The sequence below is a fragment of the Mesorhizobium sp. M5C.F.Ca.IN.020.29.1.1 genome (assembly GCF_003997375.1).
Taxonomy (GTDB): Bacteria; Pseudomonadota; Alphaproteobacteria; order Rhizobiales; family Rhizobiaceae; genus Mesorhizobium; species Mesorhizobium wenxiniae.
The window spans coordinates 1-9,040 of sequence record NZ_RZSW01000236.1 but is presented as its reverse complement, the minus strand read 5'-3'; the positions used below and the strand labels follow the sequence as shown (position 1 = coordinate 9,040).

The window sequence follows — 9,040 nt, the reverse complement described above, 5'->3', positions numbered from 1 at the left end:
GGCTTGGCCTAGTCATTGGAAGTCCACGACTGCCCAGTTCAAAACTGACCTGGCTCCATGCTAGTGGCAAATGTCGGCTGGCCATCCGTGCCCCAGTGTCTCTGTCAGGCCAACCGCGCAACCGCGGGCCTGGGGCAATCACTCCCCTCGGATCTGCCACCCAGCAACTACGGCAAGTCCTCCGGGGCATGACCTTGCAGCCTCTGCTGGCCGGTGCGTGGCGCAGTCCGAGGTTTTGAGGCCGGCAGTGCGGATTTGATTGGTGCAGCCGTTGGAATGCCCTCGTCAGCTAGTCGTCAACTAAGCGCCCTATGTTGAACAGCCGTGCTAACTTGAGCTCGGTTGCGAAACATAGGAGTACGAATCGTCATGTATGGTCGAATTGGTGGCTCATCCGATAGTTACCGCGCGCATAATGCCGGCGAGCAATCGGATGCAGGAAGCGAAGGGTTCGCGGACACATTTGCCCGAATGTACTTATCCGGATCGGAAGGTAGCGGCGCCTCATCATCGGCGGCTCCCCAAGCATACTCCCTCAATTCCCGACCTCCTGTGGTGGAGATCAATAGGACTTCCTTCAGGAGACAGGTGAGGCAATTTCATGGTGATGAAATCACGCACATCGCCGACAATCCTCAAGAGTATTCGGAGTTCGTATCGTCACGAGCCAGGCGCACCGCGGACGTTGCTCAGCAATATGGCATCCGTCGAGATACGGAGCACGCGCGATATTTCAGTTACCAATTGGGAGACCGGAGTGCCGGACTGCTGAGAATGGAAGGCGGATTCAGCATGAACGAGTTCGAATCGGAAAGTTGGCGGGAACAATTTCCTGGTCGAACTGAGGTCACTTCCATAGTGGATCTTCAAGTCGCCCATCCGCTCGTCGAAAATGCGGGCGATATTCTGCTGGAGCATCAACTTCGGATAGACGGCGACCGACCGTTGCTGAATTGGCGTGCGGCTAATCCGGAAGCACAAGCGCGCGCGCAGACGATGGGGTTTGTTGAAGTGGATCATGGCGACCTGGTGCTTGACCCTACGCAGCATCCCGACAAATGGACGAAGAACAGTGCCGGTGAGTGGCAGCGTGCAGGCAAACCTCCACTCTATCTCCACAAAACCGAGGACAGCGACAGCAGCGATAGCGGGTCCGACGACGATTTCATGTGATTTGTCGACCCGCCGCCGAGCCTTGCAACTGGTGACGGTTGCAAGGCTGTTGGCAGTGAATGCTGATTGTCCGGCGATCAGCCCCGCCTTAGCGCCAGCGCCGCCGAGCAATCCAGCCCATCTCCCAGACAATAAACTGCGGATGCGCATCGTGGGTGCAGCGGGCGAGCGGATTGTATTCGGGCCGGAACTCCGCCTCTTGGATACGAGCTCTCCCGAATCCAATTTTCTCCACCACACCGTTGGGTCGTTGCGATGCGCCGATCCCGATCGGATCGGCTATGCCTGCTCCGCGCTCGCAGGAAGACCTTCCGCCTCGATCTTGGCGGCGCGATCTCGGCGATAAGTTGGATGGGAGGCAAGATACGCCGCCACGTCAACAGCAGGTAACGCGACATCGCAAATCGGCCCTGACGGTAGCCGATCGACTCCAATCGCCGGACCGCAACTCGCGCAGCGGCATTCGCGGTTTGGCCAGGAGAAATGCTCGCTGACTCACAGCGTGGCCGGCCGCATTCTGCCCTAGACCCCAAAGTACGTGCCCTGTCATGCAGCCTGCGCCGACGGGAGCTCGGCACGCGAATGGCGTGGTTGGCGGCCAAGCCCCGAGGTCAACAAGGACTTACAGAAAGCGGGGGTGAGTTTGCCGCGATGAATTATGACCTTCTCGCGACCGGACCTAGCATCGGCTTCCTCTCGCTCTCGATTGTAGCCGCGCTGTTCGTTGGATTTAACGTGGCAAGCGGTGAATTCGGAATCAGCCAGCCCTTCCAAGTTTCTGGCCATGACGGGGCGACTCGTGTGGATGTGCACCCACATCGGGCTCGGCATCGCACCATTGACCAGCATCTTGGGCTGCAGCTTCATCTCAAACAGCTTTCCTGGCTCGCCACGCAGCGCGACCGGTGCCTCCGGCGGCATCAATTCGTCGGCATTGCACAAATGTTCCAGGTATTTTTGCGCCGGAAATGCGTAGGTCTTCATGCAATCAGTCGTAATACCGGCTTTTCCTTCATTCAATGCGTTGGCCTGTCCCAGCACCATGTTCAGCAACCCTTTGAGCTGGTCTGTGCGTTCGTGCACTTTGGGTAGCTGGGTGGAGGTGAGTAGCAGGCGTACATTACGCCCCTGCAACCCGGCGAGACAGGTTTGCATCTCAATGGCCTGGGCTCGCAGGTACTGGGCCACATCGTCCACGACCTTACCGGCCTCCTCAGGCTTCATCTGGCGCACTTGGGAGACGACGCTTTGCTGACCGGCCAGATCGAACTGCAAAAGTTCGTCCAATCGTTTGAGCCGCTCCGTCAATACCTCCATTGACAACGCGGCGCCCCCGATTGTCGAGCCTGCCCCCGACGAACTCGCAGCCACCTCTTGCGCTCTCACCTGTGTACTCGCAACTTGATCCGAGCGCGCGAGAACCTTGGCTGCTGGCACTGTGCCGGCGTTCGCAGCGACTGGTGTTGATGGCTGCCCGGCGGCAGAAGTCCCGGCGCGAGCTGCCGACTTATGCTTTGACTTCCCTTTCCTTCGCGCTGTAGTGCCTTCTGACACTGCAGCCGTACCAGCAGTGTCAGCCGGTATCGCAGCGCCTGCCCTGGCCGGCATCGCAGCGCCCGCCTGGGCCTGTGGCGCCATGATGGCTGACGGCGGAGACTGCAGGTTCAACAAGTGCATGGCATCGTGCGCAGTGATCCATGCATCGTCCACGATCCGTTCGAACAGTTTCAATGGGAGGCCGGCATCTGGGTAGGTATGGCTTAGCTTGGTATGCACCTCGTGCAACGCCAATCCAAAATCCGAAAGCCGCTCCATGATTTTTTCTACAACCGCGCAATCATGAGCGTTGAGTGCTTTGCCATCATCCATTATGCCCTTCGCCAAAGAGAGGGCGCGAAGAGCTTCTTGAACGGCGCTTGCCATCAGCTCCACCACTCCATTTCGACCGACGAGGAGTTCCTTCAAATCTGGCTCGAACCTGCTCGCCCGCAGTTCAATCTTGGCCCGCGCAAGACCGATCCGCTCACGGACCAGCCAGATCCTGACACTCAGTACCGAGCCGGCACGCAGCCGCAGTGCGCACCGCTCGGCTTCCCGCATCACGGGCGTTCCACTGGATAGGCTAGCGGTGGCAGCGCAGGCGGATCGCTGCCGTTCGGAGCGCCATGCCTTTTTTTCCCACCACTTAATTGCCGCCGTATGGTGGTTCTCCACATTTAAAATCAACAGCTCCTGCCGGTCCGCCTGGGAGTAGGAGTAGAGTTTATCGACCATACCTGCCGCTTTCTTGGTCTTTTTGTCCAATTTCGTGATCGTCGACAGGCCAAGTTTGTCTACTTCATTCGCGGCGTCGCACACGATCTGGCAACATCTACGCACCTTGTCGTCTGGCATAATTGTCTGCGCCTCAGCCGCAGGCAGGCTAGCGCGGTACTCCAGAATTGCTGAGGCTGCATCGACGACCCGACTGATCAGCTCCACCGCCTCCTCGGGGACGTCGGTTTTCCTGGCCGCAGCCTCGCAATCAGTCAGTTGTTGAACAAGACTGTTCATTCTGAGCTGTGTCGGACTGATATCTTCATTTGACGATGAGCTGGTGCCTTCCACCTGCGCGGTTGATAGTTGGCTACCGACCGGCGCCATGGCTTCGCCCTCAGACATGGAGGGAGAACCGCGCCGCCTTGCGGCTGCGCCACGTGGCGCTACGGTTCCGCGTGGTGGCGCAGCGGCTCCACGTGGCGGTGCGTTCAGGATTTGATCTTCGCCAATCGAGGCGCCTGGCAGACTTTCGCGGGCATCGCCTGGACCGCGCGCAACTGGAAGGGAGGAGGGCCTCCTATCGGCGTCCCCAGAGCGCATCTGCTCCACAACGGAATCGAATGACTGTCCACCTTCTCCCGCAGCAAGACTTGATTGCGAAAGGGAACTGCTCGCCCGCCCCGCGCGGCTGGCTCCAGTTTCAGCCTGCGATTTCCGTGGTCGGCCAATGCCCTTCATATTGCGTCTCCGTAGTAGGCGAGAATGTGCTGCTATTGTGCTGGCGGCTGACGAGACCAGCGGCATCTTTCGGTTAACGTCACGGTCAGCCAGACCCGCGACGGCGTAATGTTCCCGCCAAAGTGCTTCTCAGTAGCAGGCCAAGATTGGCCCGAGCTCACAGGACTTTCGCAACGTTGCCATCGATGTCCTGAGATTATCAGCGCTTCAACCAGGAACAGCGAATGAAATCAGACCAACTCGGCTAGCTCCCCTTCCTAGACACGTGCCTGACGATTTTATTGATGCGTCACTCCTCTCGTTCGCCACCGACAAAGTCACACATTTGCTTCAGAGAAGCGTGTGCGTTGCGTATCGCGCGGGAAACCATTTCGATCTATAGTTACAAAAAGTGTCGAGACGGGACCTTTGGATCCGAAGGTCAGGCACGGCCGGCCTAGATAGACCGCTTGGCTGACGATTAGCTGACGATGGGAGTTCTCACGAACAGGGCAAGAAAATCCGACCGCTTCAAGCTTTCGATATGGTGAGAAGAGGATCCGCACCGGCCTCCCAAAGCCGGCAGACCATCCCATGTTCGTACGGTCGCCGACCTTCTCGAAGCCAATGAGCTCACCGCGCCGGGCCGTGATGTGCAGGCGAGAGAATGGTGATGCAAAGACCGAGTTCCTGCTCGTTGCGTGCGCCCGTGGAGCCAGCAAGAATACGGTCATTGCGGTCATGCAGCACGTGGACCGTGTCTCCTGTTCGACACCACAGCATCGAGGATGCAAACGAGCTGCTGCGGCTGCCATTCGGTCGCGGCATGCGTGGACGGCGGGATTGGCCGAACAGCCGAGATCGTGGTCGACTGTTCGATGCGAGAGCAACATCCTGCAGAGCATACGTTTTTGCGCTGGCCGGTTTTTGTCAAAAGCCGTCAGGTTCTCGAAAGCTCCCGCCCTTAGCTTGATCGAGGTTAACCTTTAACACGTCGCCGCCAATGGCAAATGCCGGAGTACCTGATGATAGCAGCAATTGGGAGTGGAGTTGGCAACCTCGGGACTTCCTTGATCCGAAAGGGCCATGGGGATTCGAAATCCGAGCATTCTGGTGATGGCAAGCCGGCTGGTGGCAATGATGGCAAGCCAGCTGGTGGGAATGATGGCAAGCCAGCTGGCGGGAACGATCGGGCGGATAACCGGACCGTTTCAAATGATCAACTTCAAGACAACTCACAGTCTGCAGCACAAAGTGAAGCCTTCCAAAGTATCCTGCGATCGTTCGCGTTCCAATTCGCGAACGATGCGATGGCTGAGGCCGATGAAGCTTTGGATGACACAGAAGATGCCTGACGCGGGAAAATCCGGCGTGAGGTCATACAGGCCGTTATTGACGGCACAACTCCAACAGAAAAAGGAATGATCATGGCTGCAGTTGATAATAATAAAAAATCAGGCAATACCAATACCAGTAGCGCCGGCAATACCGATAAAACTAACAGTGGCACTCCCGGCAATACAAGCGGAGCTGATGCTACTGCTTTTCAGGCGCAAGTGCAGGAACTAACCAATGTTAGCTTGGAGGCGACGAAAAGGAGTGTCCAGTTGCGCACTCTAACGACCAATCTCCAGACCATCAAGAAGGCCGCCGACGAACGCGTTTCGTAATGTCGGAAGCGGCTTTTAGACTGCCCCTAGCGCGTCTCCTTATTGACGCGACGTAGTCCCGAAATGAGCCGCATGGCAATTGCCGTGCGGCTTCTATCCTGTTTGAGAGATGCTCTGTGGATGACGCCGTTTCCCTCCGTTTCGAAGTGCTTTCGGGGCTCTATTGCGGACTGACCGGCAAGACGGATCTTCAAACGTGTTTAATCGGCAGCGGCTTCGATGCCGATTTGGTCTTTGTCGAGCAAGGACTGGCACCGCATCATCTTCGTGTAACTCTTCTTGGCAAGTCGATCGAACTCGAGGCGCTTGCACCCGGACTCAGTATCGAGGGCAACCGGAATATCGCCGCAGGCCAGTCCGTTGTTGTGCCCCTTCCTGCCGTCCTGCTCGTAGGCGAGATGTCCATTGCTTGGTCCGTGCAGGATGCAGAGCCGCCTGGTTCGACCGGCATACCACGCCTCCCGATCGGTGTGCTCGCCATGGTCATAATCAGCTCACTCGGGATCGGCGCGCTTTCAGGCACGATCTCCTATCTTGGCAATGCAAGTGGATCGAGCCCCAATTCACTTCGGGCTGAAGTCGCGTCCAGAACGATCAGTCACCGCGCTGACAATGAACTTACGGAGGCAGCGGCCAAAGAGCTGCAGGAGGAAGTCGATCGAGCGGGTCTTCTCGACGTCAAGATTGGGTCGGCAAAGGGTGTTGTGACCGCCGAGGGCACCGTCACGTCTGAATCGGTCATCAGCTGGCAGAAGCTTCAGCAATCGTTCGATCGTCGCACCAAGGGTACTCTAACACTGGTGAACGGAGTGCTCATCAAAGAGGAGAAGGCGCCATCCGCAATCGCGGTCGAAGCTGTGTGGCATGGGGCCCAACCGTATCTTGTCATCGACAGCGAGAAGTATTTTGTCGGGGCCATTTTAGCTGATGGATGGGTAGTCGATCGTATTGAGGACAGCCGTGTGCTGCTGAGCAGGAATGGCCGCATTGCTGCTCTCCCATATTGAAAGCTCGCAGGCCCCATCAAGCAGCACTCTATGGCCAGCCAAACATCCTGTCGCGCTCGGTGCTGACAAGCTGGCTGCGTTGGAAACATTTGCTGCCCAGCCATTTCGCGCCTGTCTGTGGCTCTCATGCAGGGTCACGCGCTGGCCAAGGCCGAGGCGCCTTCGGAGTTCGAAAGCTACGTTTCAGGGCGTAACAGCAGAGTAAGTCTCAACCGATTGCAAAGGTGTCTCGATGGCCAACGTCCTGCGTGACTTCATCAAGCGTGCGCCGGCCAGCCCGGATTTAATGGTTGCGTTGATGCTGCTTCTGGCTGTCGCGATGATGGTCATGCCTATCCCGGTCGTGGTGGTCGACGCACTGATAGGATTCAATATGGGGTTGGCCATACTGCTGATGATGGTTGCCCTGTATGTCAGTACTCCACTTGATTTTTCCTCTTTGCCCGGCGTTATTTTGATTTCCACTGTATTCCGTCTCGCGCTGACGGTCGCAACGACGCGACTGATCCTGGCCGAGGGGGAGGCCGGCAGCATTATTCATACCTTTGGCGATTTCGTCATCTCAGGCAATATCGTGGTGGGTTTCGTCATATTTCTGGTCGTCACCATGGTGCAATTCATGGTCCTCGCGAAGGGTGCCGAACGGGTGGCAGAAGTGGCGGCGCGTTTCACGCTGGATGCTCTGCCGGGCAAGCAAATGGCGGTCGACGCAGAGCTACGCAACGGCCACATCGATGCCAACGAATCCCGCCGGCGGCGCGCCGAATTGGAGAAGGAAAGCCAACTATATGGCGCGATGGACGGCGCGATGAAATTTGTGAAGGGCGATTCCATCGCCGGGCTGGTGGTTATCTGCATCAACATGCTGGGTGGAATTTCGATCGGTCTGCTCTCCAAGGGCATGTCCTTCGGCGAGGTGCTGCATCACTATACTCTGCTGACGATAGGCGATGCATTGATATCGCAGATTCCGGCCCTTCTGCTCTCCATTACTGCGGCGACCATCGTCACCCGTGTGACTGGGACGGCGAGGATCAACCTCGGTACCGAAATGGTCAGTCAGCTCACGGCCAGTACTCGAGCCTTGCGGCTGGCGGCCGGCGTCCTGGTCGTGATGGGGTTCGTTCCTGGGTTTCCCCTCCCCGTCTTTCTGATGCTGGCCGCAGTGTTCGCTGCGGTAAGCATTGTCAAGGCTGATGTGCTGGGCGCCGGCACTGCCGATGCGAAAGATGGAACTGCAGCGGAGCCTAAGCAAGCCGCGCCTGCGAAGGAATTCCCGATCGCATTTTTTTTAGCGCCAAATCTTATGCAGGCGATCGATCAAGCCGAATTGCAAAAACATATTGGGCGCGTTTCGCTCCTGGTCACAGCCGATCTGGGCATTATCGTTCCCCGCATCCCTGTCTTGGTTGACGAGCAGCTGCCTACATCGCAATTCCGGATAGATGTCGAGGGCGTGCCAGTCGAACAGGACGCGATAGATCCAAGCCAGATGACGCTCCGAGCCGATGTAGCGCACGTCGACTCGAGCGGTATCCCCCTTAGGCGTGAGCCGAAAACGGACAGACTCCCGGTCGAACATACCCCTGCACAGGCCCTTACGGGCGCCGGCACGGAGCATTGGGCTCCCGGCGAACTCCTCGCCTTGCGCGTCCATGCAACGTTGACCCGCTACGCACCGCGATTGGTGGGCATCCAAGAGACCCGACATTTCCTGGGCCGAATGGAGCAGGAATATTCTGATCTTGTGAAAGAGGTGCTGCGCACGACGCCGATTCCTCGGATTGCCGATGTTCTGCGCCGCCTCCTGGAGGAAGGTATCCCAATCCGCCACACCCGTCTCGTGTTGGAGGCATTGGCCGAATGGAGCGAGCGTGAGCAAAACGTTGCCCTGCTGACGGAATATGTCCGTTCTGGTTTGAAGCGACAGATCTGCCACCGCTATGCCAACACCGAGGGCATCGTGTCCGCCCTGGTCGTCGAACGCGAGAGCGAGGATGTGATGCGTGGCGCGGTTCGAGATTCGGATGCAGGCCCCTATCTCGCACTGGAGGATCGGCAAAGCGAAGCGATGCTATCACAGATACGTCAGGTCCTTTCGAACACAGAACCGGGTCAAACCCGCCCTATTCTGTTGACGTCAATGGATGTCCGACGTTTCGTCCGCGGCTTTCTGACGCGAAACGGGATCGATCTCGCCGTGCTGTCTTATCA

The 9,040-nt window shown here is 57.8% G+C and carries 6 protein-coding genes; 5 read left to right on the top strand and 1 reads right to left on the bottom strand.

The window, feature by feature from the left end:
* The first annotated feature begins 588 nt into the window (after positions 1 to 588).
* Entirely contained in the window at positions 589 to 1,173 is a 585-nt protein-coding gene (locus EOA85_RS19150) for an effector protein NopP (RefSeq protein WP_278050856.1), read from the top strand.
* A 546-nt stretch (positions 1,174 to 1,719) separates the two neighbouring features.
* On the opposite strand, the gene EOA85_RS19145 is transcribed toward EOA85_RS19150, so the two are convergent.
* Entirely contained in the window at positions 1,720 to 3,834 is a 2,115-nt protein-coding gene (locus EOA85_RS19145) for a hypothetical protein (protein ID WP_245485870.1), read from the bottom strand.
* A gap of 1,340 nt (positions 3,835 to 5,174) precedes the next feature.
* Between EOA85_RS19145 and EOA85_RS37570 the strand changes: the two genes are divergently transcribed.
* The 4 genes from EOA85_RS37570 to sctV form a co-directional block, all read left to right on the top strand.
* Complete coding sequence (locus EOA85_RS37570; protein WP_091595908.1) at positions 5,175 to 5,504, top strand: hypothetical protein; 330 nt, start codon at positions 5,175 to 5,177, stop codon at positions 5,502 to 5,504.
* A gap of 72 nt (positions 5,505 to 5,576) precedes the next feature.
* Positions 5,577 to 5,819, top strand: coding sequence for a nodulation protein NopA (locus tag EOA85_RS39110; RefSeq protein WP_224570034.1), 243 nt, complete (start codon positions 5,577 to 5,579; stop codon positions 5,817 to 5,819).
* A gap of 116 nt (positions 5,820 to 5,935) precedes the next feature.
* Positions 5,936 to 6,826, top strand: coding sequence for a hypothetical protein (locus EOA85_RS19130; protein WP_127210777.1), 891 nt, complete (start codon positions 5,936 to 5,938; stop codon positions 6,824 to 6,826).
* 232 nt (positions 6,827 to 7,058) lie between these two features.
* The coding region (sctV, locus tag EOA85_RS19125) for a type III secretion system export apparatus subunit SctV (RefSeq protein ID WP_127210776.1) at positions 7,059 to 9,040 on the top strand (1,982 nt) is incomplete at its 3' end.

Coding starts and splice junctions, on each gene's coding strand:
- EOA85_RS19145 (WP_245485870.1), bottom strand. CDS start 3,834: ATGTCTGAGGGCGAAGCCATGGCGCCGGTCGGTAGCCAACTATCAACC.
- EOA85_RS37570 (WP_091595908.1), top strand. CDS start 5,175: ATGATAGCAGCAATTGGGAGTGGAGTTGGCAACCTCGGGACTTCCTTG.
- EOA85_RS39110 (WP_224570034.1), top strand. CDS start 5,577: ATGGCTGCAGTTGATAATAATAAAAAATCAGGCAATACCAATACCAGT.